An 18,681-nucleotide genomic window follows, 5' to 3' on the forward strand; every position below is an offset into this window, starting at 1 on the left:
ATGGACAAGGATTATTTAAAGGGCCTTATAGAAGAAATCTTATATATTTGGGCAGAGCCTATAGATGTCAATGATTTATCCCAGATAATATTTGATTTTGATAAAAAAGATATCAAAATCGCTTTGAATGAGATGATTGAGGAGAGATCTGACAAAATATCAGGCTTAATCATTAAGGAATTTGATGGAGCTTATCAATTTACTTCAAGAGAAGAACATAGTAAATACTTTGAAAAAGTAATTACAAAATCAGAAAAAAAGTTATCAACTTCGACCTTGGAAACTTTATCAATAATAGCCTATAAACAACCTATTACAAGGGCTGAGATTGATAAGATAAGGGGAGTCAATTCCCAATCTACTATAGATTCGCTCCTTGCTAAAGGACTGATAGAAGAAAATGGTAGGCTTGATAAGATTGGTAAGCCTATTATATATATAACTACAACTCAATTTTTGAAGTATTTTAATATTTCATCTCTTGATGATCTCCCTGACATAGATTTCGACGAAGATGAGGATAATGATGAGGATTAATAAGTTTATAGCAAGATCGGGTTACACTTCTAGGAGAAAGGCTGATGAATTAATTAAAAATGGTCTTGTGAAAGTGAATTATAAAATAATAAAAGAGCCTGGTATAGATGTTAAAGAAAATGATCTTGTTGAAGTTGATGGTCAAATACTTGAAATAGAGGATAAATTCTATCTAAAACTCTATAAGCCAGTTGGCTTTATCACTAGTAATTTTGATCCCTATAATGATAAAGATTTGAATAACTTGCTAGACTTAGATAAGAGATTTTTCGCCGCAGGAAGACTTGATAAGGACAGTGAGGGTTTATTAATAATAACCAATGATGGTGATTTTACTAACGAGATAATCCATCCTAGCAAAAAACTTGATAAGACCTATATAGTTAAGGTTAGTAAGTTATTAAATAATAAGGAAATTAGCTTATTTGAAAAGGGAATAGATATAGGAAATGGAGAAGTTACCTCTGACTCAAAGATCGTCCTAATAGATAAGAAGACTAACAAGTATAAGGTTACTATACATCAAGGCTATAACAGACAAATTAGAAGAATGTTTGAATATTTTTCTTCAAAAGTTATTAATCTTAAAAGAATAAGCATAGGCCCTATCCAATTATCAAATATGAAGCCCTATGAAACAAGGCAATTCACAGCAGATGAACTAGAATTTGTCAAGCAAGTGATGGGATAGGTGTCTATCTCTTTTTTTATGGTAAAATTTAATTATGAGAAAAATTGGAATTATAGGTGGAGGTCCTTCGGGGATTTTTGCAGCGATTAATGTAAAAAATGAAAATAATGAAGTTTATCTCTTTGATAAAAACGACAAAATTGGTGAAAAATTACGAATAACAGGAAATGGTAGATGTAATATAACTAATACTGCCTATTATGACCAGTTTTTGGATAAGATTTTAAGAAACAAAAATTTTATGTACTCATCTTTTTCTAAATTTGATAATTATTCGATGATTGATTTTCTAAAAAGCCAACATATTGATATTAAGATAGAAGAAAAGGGGAAAGTTTTTCCTAAATCAGATGATTCAAGAGAAATTATAGATATGTTTGATAGGCTAATTAAGAAAAAAAATATCATATTTATCGGCAAATCACAAATAATTAAAGTAGATAGATTGGACAATGGTAAGTTTATAATAAAGTCGGATAAGGACAGCTATATTTTTGATGATTTAATTATTGCTACTGGCGGTTTGACCTATCCTAAGACTGGTTCAACAGGTGATGGATATAAATTTGCCAAGAATTTTGGTCATAAGCTAATTGAGCCCAAAGCTTCCCTAAGTCCTCTATATATAAAAGACAAACTTCCTATTAAGGCTTTAAATATTTCTAATGTAGCTATCCATGCTAAAGGAGAAAATAAGTCTTATTTTGAATATGGTGACATCCTAATTAGCAATAGCTTAATTACAGGCCCTGCTGCTATGAGCTTTAAGGCAAGGATATGCAGGGATAAGCTTACAAAAGTGTGGATTGATTTCTTGGCAGATTATAGTAAAGAGAGCTTAGATAAAGTAATTGTTGACCTAATAAACGAAAGTCCAAAGAAAAATCTTACAAACAGCTTAAAGAGTTTAATTAATGAAAGTTTGCTAGAGATAATACTTGAGAAATCTAAGATAAATAAAGATATAAAATCCTATGAACTTAACAAAGCTATGAGGCATGATATAATAACTATGATAAAAGAATTTAAGCTTAACTTAGATACAAGGGAAAATTTCAATAATGCTGTTATTACAAGTGGTGGAATAGACGTTAAAGAAATTAATCCACAAAGCATGGAATCAAAGTTAGTAAAAAATTTATATTTTGTAGGTGAAGTTTTAGATATCGATGCCCTAACTGGAGGATATAACTTACAAATTGCTTTTAGCACCGCTTATGCGGCAAGTCTTGCGATAAAGGAGAAAATATGACATATATAATTGCAATAGATGGCCCTAGTGGGTCTGGCAAATCTACTATAGCAGAAGAGCTATCAAAAAAACTAAAGATTGATTATCTAAATACTGGATCAATGTACAGGGCAGTTACAAAATATTTTTTGGATGAAAATATTAAAGAAGATGATAAGGATGCTATCATAGAAAAGCTAAAGGATATTCATTTGGACCTAATTGATGGAAAAGTTTATTTGAATAAAGAAGATGTTAGCAGGGAAATAAGGTCTGACTTGGTTACAAAAAATGTATCATGGGTTTCAGCTAATAAAGATGTAAGAGAAAAGCTTCTTACTATCCAAAGACAATTAGCTAAGTCTAAATCCTTTATCTTAGATGGTAGAGATATAGCTACGGTTGTCTTTCCAAATGCTAAATACAAAATCTTCTTGACAGCATCTCCTAGGGTTAGGGCTAGGAGAAGGTATGAGCAGCAAGAATCAGAACTAAGTATTGATGAGATAGAAAAATCAATAATAGCAAGGGATGAATATGACTCAACAAGAGAAATTGCTCCATTAAAGAAGGCTAAGGATGCTATTCTTATAGATAATTCAAATATGAGCATAGGTCAAACTCTTGATGCTATAATCAGTATAATGGATGAAGAAGATGTTTTATAAAATCATTTTAATCATTATAAAAATATTACTTATGCCACTTTTTAGAATCAAGATTTCTGGACTTGAGAATTTAGAAAATAATAAAAAAATCATTATTTGTGCTAACCATAAGTCCTTGCTTGATCCTATATTTTTGGCTATAAGCCTACCCATGAAAATCAACTTCATGGCAAAGAAGGAATTATTTGAAAATCCAGTATTTGCATTTATATTAAAATCCTTATACGCCTTTCCTGTTGATAGGAACGGTCTAGATCTTAAAGCTTTAAGATATGCTGTATCTTTAGTAGATGATGGGAAAGTTTTGGGGATATTTCCTGAAGGAACCAGGGTTAAGGAAGTAAAAAGAGAAAATGTAAAAGACGGAGTAGCCTTCGTAGCTTTAAAAGCTAAGGCTGACATACTTCCTATCGAAATAATTTCATCCTATAAGTTATTTAGGAGAACAGATATTATAATAAAAAAAGCTGTCAGCGTAGATAAGTTTCTTTCACTAAAAAATAAAGAAGCTATGAAAAAAATGACTGACGAAGTTTTTGATAATATATATGAAAATCACACAATAATAGAAAGAGAGAGTAAATGGAAATAATAATAGCAGAATTTTCCGGATTTTGTGGAGGAGTAAGAAGGTCGGTAGACCTTGCTAATGAGGCATTAAAAATTAAAGGAGATAAGTTTTCCATAGGACCTTTGATACATAATCCACAACTAGTAAGTGAATTTGAAGCAAGTGGCCTAAAAGTTCTAGATAAAGATGAAGCTTCAAACATTAATGACTCTACTGTATTAATTAGAGCACATGGAGAAAGTGCAGATTTCAAAAAGTTACTAGCTGAAAATGGTAATAAAATCCTAGATGCGACTTGTCCAGTATTAATGAATATATACAAAAAAATCATGGCTAAAGAAGCAGAAGGTTATCAGGTTGTAATAGTTGGAGATAAAAAACATCCTGAAATAATTGCTATGGAATCTTTTCTAAATAATGGTATAATAGTTTCAGATGAGACTGAAGCAAAAAATATAAAAGTTGATAATAAGCTTTATGTGGTAAGTCAAACAACCAATAGGCTTGATTATTTTTATGATATTGCTAACAAGTTAAAAGAAAACAATGATAGTGTAGTAATAGAAAACACAATATGCAAGGCGACTGAAAATAGGCAGAAAGCTGCTAAATCCTTAGCAGAGGAAGTTGATTGTATGATTGTAGTTGGTGGTTTTAATAGTTCTAATACAAATAAACTATATCAAGTAGCTAGTTTGTATTGTAAAAATGTTTTTAGGATTGAAACTGTTAAAGATCTACCTTTGCAAAAGCTCTCTAAATTTAAAAAAGTTGGTATAATCGCAGGTGCCTCTACACCTGATAAGATTATCGAGGAGGTAGTAAGTAGTATGGATGAATTCACAAAAGAAGAATTTATGAACAGTCTAGAGGATAGTTTAAAGAAGATTTACCCTAAGGAAATCGTAAAAGGTACAGTTATTGATGTTAAGGATGATGAAGTATTCGTTGACATTCAATTCCGTGCTGATGGAATTATCAAACTAGACGAAATGACAGAGGAAGAAGCAAAAGATCCAAAAAACAGTTTTAATGTTGGAGACGAAATAGACGTATTCGTTATCAAATTAGATGACGGTGAAGGCAATGTTGCTTTATCTACAAGAAGAGTAGAAGGAATGAAAGTTTGGCAAGAACTAGCTCAAAAAGCTGAAAATGACGAACTAGTACATGGAGAAGTTGTTAGCTTCAACAAGGGTGGTCTAACAGTTAATGTAAATGGAGTTAACGGTTTTGTTCCAGCTAGCCAAATCGCAACATACTTTGTCAAAAACTTTAAGAAATTTGTCGGTGAACAATGGGATTTAAAAATCATCAGCATCGATGAAAGAAAAAATAGATTAGTTCTTTCTAGAAAAGACGTAGTTGAAGAAGAATTAGACAATCTTTGGGATGAGCTTGAAGAAGGTCAAGTTGTTAAAGGCAAGGTAGCAAGACTTACTGATTTTGGTGCTTTCGTAGAAGTAAATGGTCTTGATGGTCTTCTCCACGTATCTGATATAGCTTGGAGCAGAGTAGAACACCCATCTGACGTATTAAGCGTTGGAGATGAGATTGAAGTAAAAATTCTAAAACTCAACCAAGAAAAGAATAGAATCTCTCTAGGACGTAAACAACTTCTAGAAAAACCATTCGAAGCATTTGCAAATCATCACGAAGTTGGAGATGTTGTAACTGGTAAAGTTGTTAATCTATTAGACTTTGGTGCTTTCGTAGAAGTTGCTGATGGTGTAGAAGGTTTAGTACACGTATCAGAAATTTCTTGGGAACATGTTGAAAAACCATCTGATGAATTAAATGTTGGTGATGAAATCGAAGTTAAGATTATAAGCATTGACAAAGAAGAAGAAAAAGTTGGTTTAAGCATTAAGGCTCTTAAAGAAGCTCCAGAAAGACCTGAAAGAAAAGCAAAGAGACCTGCTAGAAACAACAATGACAGACCAAGAAGAAAACCTGAAAGAGAAAGTTCTGTAAGTTTCGGCGATGATGACTTAAATAATAACCTTGGTAATCTCTTAGAGTTAGCTCTATCTGAACAAGGAAATGAAGGTCTAATAGGAAGCGAAGAAGAATAAATATATTTCTTATGATAATAAGAGGGGATGATTAATTCATCTCCTTTTTTGCTGATAGGAGTAACATGAATTTAAAAGATAAATACAAAGACTATTTTGATGGAAAAACATACAATATTACAACCTTTGGTTGTCAGATGAACGAACATGACTCAGAAAGAATTTCCTATATTTTGGAGAGTTTAGGCTATAAAAAAATACAAGATCGTAATAAAGCAGACTTTATTTTATTTAACACTTGCCTTGTAAGAGAAAACGCTGAACTTAAACTATATGGACAAGTTTCTTCCCTAAAAAAACTTAAAAAAGAAAATCCAGACAAGATAATAGCAGTTTCTGGTTGCATGATGCAAACGTCAACAGCTAGACAAGTTATTATAGATAAACATAAGGAAGTAGATATAATTTTTGGTACCAAAAATATTAATTCCTTAGCTGATTTGATATTTAGATACTTAGAAACAAATGAAAGGGTAATCGACATATCGACTGATAATGTCAAAGATGATTTTGTCTACTATAATACACCAAATGATTTCCAAGCTTATGTAAACATAATGACAGGTTGCGATAACTTCTGCTCTTATTGTATAGTTCCAGAATCAAGAGGTAGGGAAGAATCAAGAAGGCCATCATCCATCCTAGATGAAGTTGAGAATTTAGTATCCCGTGGCTATAAAGAGATAACTCTCTTAGGACAAAATGTTAATTCTTATGGAAATAGGGCGGATTTCGATATGACTTTTCCAGCACTACTTGAAAAAATCAGTCATATAGAAGGACTAAAGAGATTAAGATTTACCACGAGCCACCCTAAAGATTTATCTGATGAGTTAATCGATGTTATTAAGAATAATGATAACATTTGTAATTACTTCCACCTTCCTTTACAATCCGGTTCAAGTAAAGTCTTAAAGGATATGAATAGAAAATACGACCAAGAAAAGTACCTGGAAAGAGCTTTGAAATTGAGAGAAGAAATTCCTTCAATCGCAATTTCCACAGATATTATAGTTGGTTATCCAACAGAAACTGAAGAAGATTTTCAAGAAACATTAAAGGTATGCGAAAAAGTTAAGTATGATTCAGCCTATACCTTTAAATTTTCACCAAGACCAAAAACAAGAGCGGCTAAACTTAAAACAATAGACGATGCTATAGTTCAAGATAGATTTGATAGGCTTCTAGATACAATATATCCTATCTTTAATAAAAAGAATGAGGAATATATTGGAAGAACAGTTGAGGTTCTACTGGAATCTGAAAGTAAAAATAATCCACAAATTCTTACTGGAAGGACTGATACTTTTAAGCTGGTCCATGTTAAGGCAGATAAAAAATTAATTGGACAATTTGTGAAGGTGAAAATAACGGATAATACATCATTTACAATATCTGGAGATCTCATTTGATAAATATTATCAATTAATATGAAAATATTGTATTTTGGAAAGACTTTTATTAATAATCTTTCCAAAATCCTATATATCATTAATTCATAGAGGTTATTTTTCACCCTTTTATTATACAAAAACAAGTGATAGAATGAATTAGTATCAATAGAAAGAGGTTGTTATGAGAGATGTAGCAGTAAAAGCGAAAGCAAAATTGGGTAAGTTACCCGGTGATGATCTCTATAATGAATTGATTCATGAGAGCGATTTGGATAGAAAGATAGGACTACTAAAAACGCATTATAGCTTTTTAGAAGATACTAATAGCAAAAAGGATGTTGAATTTAAGCTATTTAAAAATTTCTATCAAGAACTAAAAAGTTTAGATTTTTTTCTGGAAGGTATTGAAAGTGAGTTCTTTAAAGAATATTTCGCCATTTACGAAATATATCTTATCCAAGAAGTAATTCAGTGCATTATGAACAATACCTTGGAGAAAAATATATTAAACTTGCGAGAAAATCCATTTTCTAAAGATTTGAATATTGAAATTGACATGTCTTTAGAGGAATTTATAGATGGACTAAAAGATAGTAAATATTACAGAACTCTTCTGCCATTTATAAATAAGAATATGGATAGGGAATCCTTGATATTTTTATCCAGTAACGCTTTAATGAAATTTTATTTTAGAGACCTTCTGAAATTAGCAAAAAAGTTTAAAGCAAAGGAAAGAGTGCTGATTGAAGACTTTATAGGTGAATTGATTAATTTATCAAACTTTGAAATGCTTTATAGGCTAAAGAAATTCTTCGAATTAAATGATAGCGAAATATTTAATTATTTAATAGAAGGAGGCAAGGGCTATAATGCTAAAAGGCTAAAGGAATTGTCAAATCTGCCTATAGATGAATTCTTAGACTACCTTAATGAAAGCAAATACAAAGATATATTTGATAATGCTTGGTATTCTCATATCAGAGTTAACAGGAAAAAGATGAAACTTTTCAAAGATGAAATAGTCAAAGAAAGGTCTACTGTTTTATATGTGATTTCTGCTATGAGCATCATAGATACCAATATAGATAATATGATTAGTATGCTAGAGGTTGATGAGAGCTTTACTCTTTCTGAAAGATATGAACTAGTGATTGTGAGGTAAGTATGGCAGTAGAAAAGATGCACCTTGTCAATATAACATCCAAATTGGAAAATTTAGATGATTTTCTAGAAGATGTAATCGACTTAGGTGATATTGAACCAGTTGATGCCTTTAATCAAGTAGCATCAAGAGCCTTCTCAATCAGGGCTAGTAAAGAAAATGTCGAGTTGACAGAGGATATATCTACTATATCTAGTTTTGAAAAGCCAAACAAAGCTATTATTGAAAAGTTGAATTTGATAAAAGACTTGTTTAGCATAAGTTCTACTGATAGACAAAAAAGTAAACATATTTCAGATGAAGATATTGATAGAATATATAACAGCTTGAAGTCCTTGATTGATAAGAAAAATGAATTATTAGAAGAAAAACAAAACCTAGAAGAATACAAGAGAAACCTTGAAACTCTAGATAAGTTTGGTATCGATATAAGAAAGATTAAAAACCTAAATTATTTCGATCACAGATTTGGAGAAGTTAGCAAGGATGGTCGATATATTCTTAAAAATAACTATGATAACCTACCTTCATTGATACTACATTTGGACAATAATTTGGATAATGTTTCTTTGACTTATTTGAATGAACTTATTAACCTAGATAAGGAAACAAGTAAGTTGAGATCTGATACTGACAGAGTGATTTCTGAGGAAAAAGAAAATACTTTCAATGTTATTAGTGAACTTGATAAAAAATATCAGGCTATGACAAAAGAAAAATCAGATGAGATATATTCAAACATTATGCGTGAAGCAGAAGTTATTAAAGAAGAAATCAAGTCAAATTCCAAAGAAATAAAAGGCAAGCTTGATGACATTTATGAAAATCAAAGCAAGGAAATAGTTGATGAAATTACTTCATCAATAATAGAAGGAAGGGATAAATAATTGACAGATAAAAAGAAAAACAAAAACATTGACAGCAAAGAGAATTATTTGTTAGTTTATCCTAAACAAGTTTCAGAAGATATAAAAAGAGCTGTCAATACTATGGGATTTATAGATAAACAAACCCCAGACGATGATGACTTATCAAGCATCGATAAAAAATTAGAAGAAACTAACAAAGAAATAAAAGAATTAGAAGATGAGATAGAAGCTTTAAAGAATAATAATGAAGATCTCATCGAAGCCATTCCTTATACAATAGACTATAACGAAAAGAGCTCTAGTATTAAGGAAAAGATGGCAAAGGGCGAAAAGTACTTCTACCTTAGTGGCTGGGTTCCTGAATCAAAGGTTAATGATTTCAAGAGACTGGAAGATAAATATGAAAAAACTAAGGTAAAAATAAACGATAGGAGCTGTTCCCAGCAACCGCCGACAAAATTAAGAAATAATATTTTATTTCGTCCATTTGAATTTTTGGTTAATATGTACGGCTCACCTAATTATGATGAAATAGATCCAACACCATTTTTTGCGATTACTTATTTATTGCTATATGGAATGATGTTTGGAGACCTTGGTCAAGGCCTTGTATTTATTTTGTTAAGCTTTTACGTTGATAGAATAAATAAGACCTTTGGCGGCCTTATAAGAAGGATTGGTATTAGTGCTTCGTTTTTTGGACTAATGTATGGTTCATTTTTCGGCATAGAAAAATTGATACCAACTTTATTGATTAAGCCATTTGATAATATAATGACTGTATTAATAGCATCAGTAGCTTTTGGTGTGTTATTGATGGTCGTTTCCTATATTATAGGAATCTACAATAAGGTAAAAAAACAGGATAATATCGAAGAGGGAATATTTGGTAAAGAAGGACTTGCTGGTCTTATTATGATGATTTCCTTTATCCTTATCATTTTAAATATAGTTAAAGTAAATCCTCTACCAATAATATTTGCTATAATATTGTTAGTAGGCTCTATTGTAATGATTATATTTAAACAGCCTCTAGCAAGAAGAATCGAAGGTGATTATCCATTATATGATAGTTCCAAAGGAGATTACTATGTTGAAAGCTCCTTTTCTATAGTTGAGGCTTTGTTATCAGTATTTTCTAATCTTGTTTCATTTACAAGAGTTGGAGCCTTTGCTATAAACCACGTTGGTTTGTATATGGCTTTTGAAGTAATGGCAAAGCTTGCTGGCGGAGGCATCATTGGGATTATAATTTTGATTTTAGGTAATGTTTTAATCATAGGACTTGAAGGAATGATAGTATTCATCCAAGGACTAAGACTAGAATTTTACGAAATGTTTAGTAAATATTATGAAGGAAATGGTCGCAAGTTTAGACCAATTAAAGAATTTTAAGGAGTTAATATGATTTTAAGAATTGCAATTTTAGCATTGGCAGTTGTTGTCATGACAATTTATTCAGGTTTGTATTTGTTAAAAACTAATGAAGATAGTTCTAAGGAAAAAATAAGAAAGGCCCTAAAGCTAAACTTATTTACTTTTGTGCCAATCATGGTAATGATGATTGTCCTACTTTTACCATCAAGCTCAAGGGCAGCAGAAGCTGGTGCAAATGCTGCAGCAGCAAGTGATGGACTTAAATACATTGGCGCAGCTCTATCAACAGGACTAGCAACTATAGGTACAGGTTATGCAGTAGGTACTGTAGGTTCAGCAGCCCTAGGAGCTATTTCAGAAGATCAATCAATCCTTGGTAGAACTATAATCTTCGTAGGTCTTGCAGAAGGTATCGCAATCTTCGGTGTTATTATCTCAATCCTAATCCTATACGCATAAAATGAAGGCAAAATTAATAAGTAATGATCCAAGTCTTAACTTAATGTTTAGGCTTGGAGCTATAGAAACAGAACAGGTAGAAAATATCGAAGATTGTCTTAAAACCTTTAAGAAATCTGTTGAAGATGATAATCTAGCTGTTCTTATCTTGAGTAAAAATATATATAATCACATATCAGATTATGTTGATGATTATAGAGCAAATGCAAGTAAGCCTTTAATCGTAGTTATTGATGGTTGATTGGGGGAGATATGCTAGATTTACAAGCTAAAATTTCATCCTTTAGAAAGATGGTTTGGGATGAAGAAAAAGAAAAAAGTGAGAGTGAATTATATAATTCAACAGAAGAAAATTCTAAGCTTATAGAAAATAAGAAGTCTGAACTTGAAGAAAATCTAAAAGAGAGCTTGAGGGAAAGAAAAATTTTTGCTGAGACAAGAAAAAATGAAAATGTTTCAAAAAAAGAATATGAAGCAAAAAATAATCTTTACTTATATAAACAATCACTCCTTGAGGATTTGATAAAAAAGATTAAAGCTAATCTTATTACCTACACAAATAGTAAGGAATATAGGGCTAAGCTTAATCAAGATATCAAGCAATCATTGAAAGACTTAAATTTATCAGATGATGATATAATCGTAGGTGTTTTAGAAAAAGATTTATCTTTAATTGATTTTCCTAACAAAGAAATTATTGATGATGATTTCATAGGTGGATATTATATTTCAAACCTTGATCGTGATTTTAGATATAATTTCACTTACCTTAATAAATTGAAAGATAGAAAATATGAAGTTGGTAAGAAACTAAATCAACTTCTTGAAAGTGAGAGTTTTAATGAATCCAAAAATTAAAACAATAAATGGTCCAGTAGTAATAGCTAATAACGCCAGAGATCTTACAGTAAGAGAGATGGTATCTGTTGGTGAATTAAAGCTTATAGGTGAAGTTATTTCCCTTGAAGGTCAAGAAGCCACCATACAGGTTTATGAAGATACATCTGGACTTAAAGTTAATGAAGATGTCATCCCAACAGGAAGGCCACTTTCAGTAAGGCTAGGCCCGGGTATGCTTGGTAATATGTTTGATGGTATCCAAAGGCCTCTTAAAAACATTATGGATAAGAATGGATCCTTCATACCTTCAGGTATAGGATTCGAAAACCTAGATACCGAAAAACTTTGGGATGTAAAAATTGTTGTAAAGAAAGGCGATAAGATAAAAAGAGGTGACATATATGCCACTATCAAAGAAACAGAAACTATTGAGCATAGGCTAATGGCATCTGTTGATGGTGAAGTTATAGATGCACTCCCAGATTCAACTTATCGTCTAGAAGATACTATTGTTAAAATACAAACTGAAAAAAAAGTAGTTGAAGAAAAACTTTATCAATATTGGCCAGTTAGAAATCCTAGACCAGTTATGGCGAATCTACCTATAGAGAAATTATTTGAAACTGGTCAAAGGGTTCTTGATGTATTTTTCCCTTTGGCTAAGGGTGGAACTGTTGCTATTCCTGGAGGATTTGGTACAGGAAAAACTATGCTCCAACACCAACTTGCCCAATATTCTGATGTTGATATTATTATATATATAGGTTGTGGCGAACGTGGTAACGAGATGACTCAAGTTCTTGAGGAATTTCCAGATCTTATAGACCCAAATACTGGTAAGGGACTTATGGAAAGAACAATTCTTATAGCCAACACTTCAAACATGCCAGTTGCAGCCAGGGAAGCTTCTATCTATACTGGAATTACCATGGCTGAATATTTTAGAGATATGGGTTATGACGTTGCTTTAATGGCAGATTCTTCTTCAAGATGGGCGGAAGCCTTGCGTGAAATTTCTGGAAGACTTGAAGAAATTCCTGCAGAAGAAGGATATCCAGCATACTTAGGTTCAAGACTTTCACAATTTTATGAGAGAGCAGGCTATTTTAGAAACTTGAATGGATCTTATGGTTCAGTTACCCTTATCGGAGCGGTTTCTCCATCAGGCGGCGATTTTTCTGAGCCAGTAACTGAAAATACAAGACGTTGTGTAAATGTATTTTTAGGACTAGATAGAAAACTTGCCTACTCAAGGCATTATCCTGCTATTAACTGGCTTACATCCTATTCTAACTATATAGAAAAGATTAGGTCTTACTATGAAGAAAGACTGGGCAGGGATATCATTGCTGTAAGAAATGAGCTTATGAATGTCCTCCTAGAAGAAGATGAAGTTAGATCTATCATGATGCTAGTAGGAGAGGACGCCCTATCTAATAGTCAAAAAAATATTCTAGATGTATCTGGACTAATTAGAAATGGCTTCTTGCAACAAAATGCCTACAATGATATAGACAAGTATGTACCTCTAGAAAAGCAAGTTAAGATGCTAGATATTATATATAATTATTATATAAAGAGCAAGGAAGCCCTAAAAAGTGGATTAAGTCATAAGGCTATATATGATGCGAATTTAATTAACGAAATAACTCAGATGAAATACAATATCAAAAATGACGAATTAGATAAGTTTATTGAACTAAATTCTAAAATAAATGGTCACTTTGTAAGTATTAAGGAAGGATGATAGATGAGAAAAGAATATACTAAGATTAGAAAAATTGAATCATCTATGATAGAAATAGAGAAAGTTACAGATGTTGCCTACAAGGCTGTAGTCTCTGTTCATGCTTTGGGCATGGATTTTGTTGGTCAAGTAGTTAAGATAGATGATGAAACTGTAACAATCGAAGTTTTTGGTAATACTGAAGAATTTTCTTTAGACGATATTGTAGTAAGCTTTCACGAAAAGCCACTGGAGATTCCATTAAATGAATCTATCTTAGGTAGAAGTTTTAATGGTATAGGTAATCCTATTGATAACGGCGGAGATATTTATTCTGATCATTGTTACTCAGTTGAAGGTCTCCCACTAAATCCAGTTGCTCGTGAATATCCTAGAGATTTCATACAAACTGGTATTTCTTCAATTGATGTGTTGACTACCTTAATCCGTGGTCAAAAGTTACCTGTTTTTTCTGGATCAGGGCTTTCACACAATGAATTAGCAGCCCAAATAGTAAGACAAGCAAAGCTAAAGACAGACGAGGACTTCTGCTTTGTTTTTGCTGCTATGGGTATCAAAAAAGATGAAGCCATGTTTTTTGAAGATGCTTTTAACAAAGCAGGTGTTAGAGATAAGGTAGTAATGTATCAAAACCTTGCCGATTCTCCAATAATGGAAAGATTGATTGCACCAAAATGTGCATTGACCGCTGCTGAGTATCTAGCTTATGAGAAAAACTACCATGTTCTTGTAATTATAACAGATATGACTTCATATTCTGAAGCCTTGCGTGAAGTTTCATCTATAAGAGGAGAAGTTCCTTCTAGGAAGGGTTATCCAGGTTATCTATACTCTGATCTTGCTAGCCTTTATGAAAGGGCAGGAATGATTGAAGGTGTTAAGGGATCTGTTACTCTAATTCCTATCTTAACAATGCCTAATGATGATATAACCCATCCAGTTGCAGACCTTACTGGATACATAACTGAAGGTCAAATTGTAATTGATAGGGCTTTATCAAATAAGGGTATTTATCCACCAATTAATGTTCTACCATCCCTATCAAGACTTATGAAGGATGGTATAGGAGAAGGATATACTAGGGCTGATCATGAAGATTTGATGAACCAAATTTATGAATCTTATTCTAAGGTTCAAGAAGTTAGAAATATAGCTCAAATAGTAGGAGAGGACGACTTATCTGATGTAGACAAGAAGTATTTGCAATTTGGGGAAGAATTTGAGAGAAAATTCCTCGCTCAAAACAAAGATGAAAATAGAGAACTTGATGAATCTCTAGATCTAGGCTGGAATATCCTCAAAATCCTACCTAGGAATGAGCTTCACAGGGTTTCTAAAGCTAACTTAGATAAGTTTATAGGTAACTAGAATGCAAACAAATATTGCGGCTACAAAGGCGAATTTAATCAAGGCTAAGGATGAATTAAAGCTCCTAGAGGGCGGTTATGATATCCTCGATAAAAAAAGAAAAGCCTTGATTCAAGCCTATGATTCTAAGATAAAAGAACGTGATTTATTAAATGAAAAGGTTAATGAAACTATAAAAAGCGTTAGCCATAATTTTAAAAAGGTACTAGTAAGTATTGGTGAATCTGATATGGATTCAATTTCTAAAACTGTACCCATAGATGATAGTATAAGTTTGGAAATCACCAAATTTATGCAAACTGAGATTTCAGAAATTGATTTTGATGAAGTTAAACTAAACCTCTCATATTCCTTTTATGAAACTAATGCTGGATTTGATGAAGCAATTCTTTCTTTCAATGAACTTAGGTCAAAAATATTTAAACTTGCAGAACTTGACACTACTATAAATTCTTTAGATAGGGAGATAAAAAAGACTAGCAAAAAAGTTAACAGTCTTGAAAAAGTTCAAATACCTAAATATGAAGACATGGTTAAAACTATCTCTCAAAATATTGAAGAAAAGGAAAGAGAAGAATTTTCAAAAACAAAAATCGTCAAAGAAAATAAAATTAGAAAAGAAAAACTCAAAAATAGCACCGAATCTTAACGGTGCTATTTTTTCTAAGCATGGATTTCTTGAGCTTCCTTCATATATTCATAAATTTTTACGGCTATAGCCATCTCGATTCTCTTTTTAAATAACTTACATGAATAGTCATAAACATTATTTATATCACCAGTTGCATTATAAGAATTTGCTGCACAGCCACCAGAGCAATACATATTTGCCCAACAAGCCCTACATTCTTCTTTAGAATAGCAGTTGCATGTTTTAAACTCATTTACCAAGTCCTTATTTACAATCCCATCTTTGAGGTTACCTATTACGAAGTCTGGGTTACCTACAAATTGGTGGCAAGGATAAAGTTCACCTGTTGGAGTTACAGCCATATATTCAGTCCCTGAACCACAACCTGATATTCTTTTATGAACACAAGGACCATTTTCAAGATCTATCATATAATGGTAAAAAATGAACTCTTCATTTTTATCGATTTTTTCCATTAACATATCAGCTAATTTTTCATATTCAGAATAAATTTTCTCTAAATGCTCATCCTTTAAGGCATAAGCCTCGTCTTGTTTTCCAACTACTGGTTCAAGAGATGTTCTAGTGAAACCTAAGTCAATGTAGTTTTGTAAGTCCTTGGTGAAATCTAGATTATTAGCAGTAAAAGTACCTCTCATATAGTATTCCTTGTCCCCACGTTTTTTGACAAAATTTTGGAATTTAGGAACAACTGCATCATATGATCCCTTACCGTTTAGTGTTTTCCTGAATTGATCGTGCTTTTCTTTTCTTCCATCAAGAGAAAGAACCACATTTTTCATATTTTCATTCAGATAGTCAATAACCTCGTCATCTAGAAGTAGACCGTTAGTTGTTAGGGTAAAGTTAAAATGTTTCTTGTATTCTTCTTCCTTGCTTTTTGCATAAGCTACTGTATCTTTAACCACATCAAAGTTCAAGAGTGGTTCTCCACCAAAGAAATCTATATCCAAATTGTAGTGGCTGCCAGAGTTTTCTAGGAGAAAATCTATAGCAGACCTTGCGATTTCCTTACTCATAATCGCATCAGGGCCAGAATATTTACCACCCTTAGCAAAACAATACTCACAAGAAAGATTGCAAGTATGGGCAACATTTAGGCACAAGGCCTTGATAGTAGTTGGCTTTTTAGTAATATCAATTGATAAGCCTTCATAAATATCATCGGTAAAAAGTAATGCTTCATCTGCTAAATCTTTTACTTCCTTATAGGCTTCTTCGAATTGATCACTATCAAGCTTATATTTTTCTTTTATAGATTTTTCAATCTCATTTTTTTCCTTATTTTCATAATCCTTGATGATGTCATAAGTTACATCATCAACGGCGTGGACTGAGCCACTATATATATCTAAAACAATATTAAAGCCTTTTGCTTTGTATTGGTGTATCATTATTACTCCTTTATTATTACTATAGTATTTTACTAGCTTTTGAGAATCTTTTAACTTAATTAATACAAATAAAAAACTTATCTAAGTAGGATTTACTTAGATAAGTCATTATAAATTATTTATTTTTTTTGCTAACACATTCTTGATTAGCTACACCACAACTTGTTTTGCAAGCAGATTGGCAAGATGTTTGACATTCGCCACAGCCGCCATGTTTTTTACTTTTGTGGAGATTTCTAGTATTTAAAGTTACAATTCTTTTCATATGTATTCTCCTTTTCTTTACTTAATAATAACAGTTTTTCCCCTACTTGTCAATTATACAATGAATAAAATCTTCTTTGATATTTACATTAATCTTATTTTTAAGAAAATAATAGATATTTGAAAGGACTTTTTCGTCAATTATTTCGCCAGGAACTATTATAGGAATACCAGGGGGATAGGCATAAATAAAATCGGCCGCAAGCCTCCCTAGGGAATCTTTTAATTTAACCCTTTCCCTTTTATAATTAAGAGCCTCATAAATTTCATACTTTTTATTGGCTTCATTAAAGAAGAACTCTAATTTTTCTTCTTGTTTTGATAACTTCTCATCTATTTTAAGAAGGGCCAAAGCCAGTCTATCAAAAGCTTCTTTACTGTCAAAAATTGTCGCAATCAGCAGGGCATAGTCAGGATATGACATTTCTATTTCAATTTTCTCTTTTCTTAGAAGTTTTTGCAATTCTTCTCCAGAAATATTAGTATTTTTAGTCGAAATAAGGATTTTACTCTTATCTTTATGCTTATTGTCAATTAAATATAAATTTTCTAATTTAAGCTCATACAACTTATCCAGCATTTTTGTTAGCTTAGCATTGAGTCCATAAAAGCTAGAAAACTTATCTAGCATTTCATCTATAGATTGGAGAATTAGATAAGAAGGGGAAGAGGTCTGAAAAATAGCCATATTTCTTTTAATCTCATCATATAATTCTAAGTCATTAATTAAAACAGCTGCTCCTGGAGTTAGGGCTGATAAGTTTTTGTGAAAGGAAGTTATGGCCACATCAAAGGTATTTTTGTAAGTTCCATCTAAAAGTAGATGACTACCATGAGCCATATCGACTAGAAGCTTTACATTTAATTTTTTACAAAGCTTGTAAATTCTTTCCAAGTCTAATCTATAGCCTTCATAGGAAGGACTAGTTATGACAAGGGCTGCATAGTCTTTAAGGGAAAGCTTGTAAATTAAATCATCATAATCTATATCCTTTATTGCGAGATTACTATTAGTTTTAATATTTACATAAGAAGTCCTAAGTTCATTGAGCTCGCAAGCATTAAAAACTGACTTGTGAGATGATCTTTGGATAAGAATGTTTTTATTTTTCCTTGTCAAAGCCCTTATAGCAGATAGAATTCCTGATGTCGAACCATTTGTTGAAATAATAGATTTTCTAACCTTATAGAGTTCAGCGATTTTATCTTGCATCTCTACAAATATACTTTTTGGGTCATTTAGATTGTCAAAGTTTTCTATCTCTGTTAAATCCCTTTTGTAAGCCAGATCACTTCTTAGTAGGTCAGACCTTTTTGAGCCTGGCATGTGAAAGGGATAATAATTTTCATTCAAATATAAGTCTAATTTATCAATTAACATA

Annotated in this window: 19 protein-coding genes; 16 read left to right on the forward strand and 3 right to left on the reverse strand. The window is 31.8% G+C overall.

Annotated features, from left to right (window positions below):
• The 16 genes from scpB (at nt 1) to HMPREF0077_RS00635 (ending at nt 15,638) form a co-directional block, all read left to right on the forward strand.
• Nucleotides 1-537, forward strand: coding sequence for an SMC-Scp complex subunit ScpB (gene scpB, locus HMPREF0077_RS00560; protein WP_004835889.1), 537 nt, complete (start codon nt 1-3; stop codon nt 535-537).
• Nucleotides 527-1,228 (forward strand): pseudouridine synthase, encoded by a 702-nt coding sequence (locus tag HMPREF0077_RS00565; RefSeq protein WP_040349187.1) that lies wholly within the window; start codon nt 527-529, stop codon nt 1,226-1,228. The genes scpB and HMPREF0077_RS00565 overlap by 11 nt, the downstream gene beginning before the upstream one ends.
• 34 nt (nt 1,229-1,262) lie before the next feature.
• Nucleotides 1,263-2,480, forward strand: coding sequence for a BaiN/RdsA family NAD(P)/FAD-dependent oxidoreductase (locus tag HMPREF0077_RS00570; RefSeq protein WP_004835891.1), 1,218 nt, complete (start codon nt 1,263-1,265; stop codon nt 2,478-2,480).
• A complete protein-coding gene (gene cmk, locus HMPREF0077_RS00575; RefSeq protein WP_004835892.1) occupies nt 2,477-3,127 on the forward strand; it encodes a (d)CMP kinase in 651 nt (216 codons plus the stop codon). The genes HMPREF0077_RS00570 and cmk overlap by 4 nt, the downstream gene beginning before the upstream one ends.
• A complete protein-coding gene (locus HMPREF0077_RS00580; protein ID WP_040349188.1) occupies nt 3,117-3,719 on the forward strand; it encodes a lysophospholipid acyltransferase family protein in 603 nt (200 codons plus the stop codon). Before cmk ends, HMPREF0077_RS00580 begins: the two co-directional genes overlap by 11 nt.
• Entirely contained in the window at nt 3,710-5,773 is a 2,064-nt protein-coding gene (locus HMPREF0077_RS00585; RefSeq protein WP_004835894.1) for a bifunctional 4-hydroxy-3-methylbut-2-enyl diphosphate reductase/30S ribosomal protein S1, read from the forward strand. The genes HMPREF0077_RS00580 and HMPREF0077_RS00585 overlap by 10 nt, the downstream gene beginning before the upstream one ends.
• Nucleotides 5,774-5,838: 65 nt before the next feature.
• Nucleotides 5,839-7,185: a tRNA (N6-isopentenyl adenosine(37)-C2)-methylthiotransferase MiaB gene (gene miaB / locus HMPREF0077_RS00590; protein ID WP_004835895.1), complete on the forward strand. Its 1,347-nt coding sequence runs from the start codon at nt 5,839-5,841 to the stop codon at nt 7,183-7,185.
• A 163-nt stretch (nt 7,186-7,348) separates the two neighbouring features.
• Nucleotides 7,349-8,329 (forward strand): V0D/AC39 family V-type ATPase subunit, encoded by a 981-nt coding sequence (locus HMPREF0077_RS00595; protein WP_004835896.1) that lies wholly within the window; start codon nt 7,349-7,351, stop codon nt 8,327-8,329.
• Nucleotides 8,330-8,331: 2 nt separating this feature from the next.
• A complete protein-coding gene (locus tag HMPREF0077_RS00600; protein WP_004835897.1) occupies nt 8,332-9,216 on the forward strand; it encodes a V-type ATP synthase subunit I domain-containing protein in 885 nt (294 codons plus the stop codon).
• The gene (locus tag HMPREF0077_RS00605) at nt 9,217-10,593 is read left to right on the forward strand and encodes a V-type ATP synthase subunit I (RefSeq protein WP_004835898.1); all 1,377 of its coding nucleotides are present in this window, start codon (nt 9,217-9,219) and stop codon (nt 10,591-10,593) included.
• Nucleotides 10,594-10,602: 9 nt separating this feature from the next.
• On the forward strand, nt 10,603-11,034 hold the full coding sequence (locus HMPREF0077_RS00610; RefSeq protein ID WP_004835899.1) for an ATP synthase subunit C: 432 nt from the start codon (nt 10,603-10,605) through the stop codon (nt 11,032-11,034).
• Between the two features lies 1 nt (nt 11,035).
• Nucleotides 11,036-11,275, forward strand: coding sequence for a V-type ATP synthase subunit F (locus HMPREF0077_RS00615; protein WP_004835900.1), 240 nt, complete (start codon nt 11,036-11,038; stop codon nt 11,273-11,275).
• 11 nt (nt 11,276-11,286) lie between these two features.
• Entirely contained in the window at nt 11,287-11,892 is a 606-nt protein-coding gene (locus HMPREF0077_RS00620; protein WP_040349190.1) for an ATPase, read from the forward strand.
• A complete protein-coding gene (locus tag HMPREF0077_RS00625; protein WP_004835902.1) occupies nt 11,876-13,621 on the forward strand; it encodes a V-type ATP synthase subunit A in 1,746 nt (581 codons plus the stop codon). Before HMPREF0077_RS00620 ends, HMPREF0077_RS00625 begins: the two co-directional genes overlap by 17 nt.
• Nucleotides 13,622-13,624: 3 nt before the next feature.
• The gene (locus tag HMPREF0077_RS00630) at nt 13,625-14,989 is read left to right on the forward strand and encodes a V-type ATP synthase subunit B (protein ID WP_004835903.1); all 1,365 of its coding nucleotides are present in this window, start codon (nt 13,625-13,627) and stop codon (nt 14,987-14,989) included.
• Between the two features lies 1 nt (nt 14,990).
• Nucleotides 14,991-15,638, forward strand: coding sequence for a V-type ATP synthase subunit D (locus HMPREF0077_RS00635; RefSeq protein ID WP_004835904.1), 648 nt, complete (start codon nt 14,991-14,993; stop codon nt 15,636-15,638).
• Nucleotides 15,639-15,652: 14 nt separating this feature from the next.
• On the opposite strand, the gene scfB is transcribed toward HMPREF0077_RS00635, so the two are convergent.
• The 3 genes from scfB to HMPREF0077_RS00650 all read right to left on the reverse strand — a co-directional run bounded on the left by scfB (nt 15,653) and on the right by HMPREF0077_RS00650 (nt 18,680).
• The gene (gene scfB / locus HMPREF0077_RS00640) at nt 15,653-17,035 is read right to left on the reverse strand and encodes a thioether cross-link-forming SCIFF peptide maturase (protein WP_004835905.1); all 1,383 of its coding nucleotides are present in this window, start codon (nt 17,033-17,035) and stop codon (nt 15,653-15,655) included.
• 115 nt (nt 17,036-17,150) lie between these two features.
• Nucleotides 17,151-17,300, reverse strand: coding sequence for a six-cysteine ranthipeptide SCIFF (gene scfA / locus HMPREF0077_RS00645; RefSeq protein WP_004835906.1), 150 nt, complete (start codon nt 17,298-17,300; stop codon nt 17,151-17,153).
• 42 nt (nt 17,301-17,342) lie between these two features.
• A complete protein-coding gene (locus tag HMPREF0077_RS00650; protein WP_004835907.1) occupies nt 17,343-18,680 on the reverse strand; it encodes an aminotransferase class I/II-fold pyridoxal phosphate-dependent enzyme in 1,338 nt (445 codons plus the stop codon).
• Between the last annotated feature and the right edge of the window lies 1 nt (nt 18,681).

Source organism: Anaerococcus tetradius ATCC 35098 (genome assembly GCF_000159095.1).
Lineage (GTDB): Bacteria > Bacillota > Clostridia > Tissierellales > Peptoniphilaceae > Anaerococcus > Anaerococcus tetradius.

Coding starts and splice junctions, on each gene's coding strand:
- HMPREF0077_RS00625 (WP_004835902.1), top strand. CDS start 11,876: ATGAATCCAAAAATTAAAACAATAAATGGTCCAGTAGTAATAGCTAAT.
- HMPREF0077_RS00650 (WP_004835907.1), bottom strand. CDS start 18,680: ATGTTAATTGATAAATTAGACTTATATTTGAATGAAAATTATTATCCC.
- HMPREF0077_RS00615 (WP_004835900.1), top strand. CDS start 11,036: ATGAAGGCAAAATTAATAAGTAATGATCCAAGTCTTAACTTAATGTTT.
- HMPREF0077_RS00635 (WP_004835904.1), top strand. CDS start 14,991: ATGCAAACAAATATTGCGGCTACAAAGGCGAATTTAATCAAGGCTAAG.
- HMPREF0077_RS00600 (WP_004835897.1), top strand. CDS start 8,332: ATGGCAGTAGAAAAGATGCACCTTGTCAATATAACATCCAAATTGGAA.
- HMPREF0077_RS00630 (WP_004835903.1), top strand. CDS start 13,625: ATGAGAAAAGAATATACTAAGATTAGAAAAATTGAATCATCTATGATA.
- HMPREF0077_RS00565 (WP_040349187.1), top strand. CDS start 527: ATGAGGATTAATAAGTTTATAGCAAGATCGGGTTACACTTCTAGGAGA.
- scpB (WP_004835889.1), top strand. CDS start 1: ATGGACAAGGATTATTTAAAGGGCCTTATAGAAGAAATCTTATATATT.
- scfA (WP_004835906.1), bottom strand. CDS start 17,300: ATGAAAAGAATTGTAACTTTAAATACTAGAAATCTCCACAAAAGTAAA.
- HMPREF0077_RS00570 (WP_004835891.1), top strand. CDS start 1,263: ATGAGAAAAATTGGAATTATAGGTGGAGGTCCTTCGGGGATTTTTGCA.
- HMPREF0077_RS00595 (WP_004835896.1), top strand. CDS start 7,349: ATGAGAGATGTAGCAGTAAAAGCGAAAGCAAAATTGGGTAAGTTACCC.
- HMPREF0077_RS00580 (WP_040349188.1), top strand. CDS start 3,117: ATGTTTTATAAAATCATTTTAATCATTATAAAAATATTACTTATGCCA.
- HMPREF0077_RS00610 (WP_004835899.1), top strand. CDS start 10,603: ATGATTTTAAGAATTGCAATTTTAGCATTGGCAGTTGTTGTCATGACA.
- cmk (WP_004835892.1), top strand. CDS start 2,477: ATGACATATATAATTGCAATAGATGGCCCTAGTGGGTCTGGCAAATCT.
- scfB (WP_004835905.1), bottom strand. CDS start 17,035: ATGATACACCAATACAAAGCAAAAGGCTTTAATATTGTTTTAGATATA.
- HMPREF0077_RS00620 (WP_040349190.1), top strand. CDS start 11,287: ATGCTAGATTTACAAGCTAAAATTTCATCCTTTAGAAAGATGGTTTGG.
- HMPREF0077_RS00585 (WP_004835894.1), top strand. CDS start 3,710: ATGGAAATAATAATAGCAGAATTTTCCGGATTTTGTGGAGGAGTAAGA.
- miaB (WP_004835895.1), top strand. CDS start 5,839: ATGAATTTAAAAGATAAATACAAAGACTATTTTGATGGAAAAACATAC.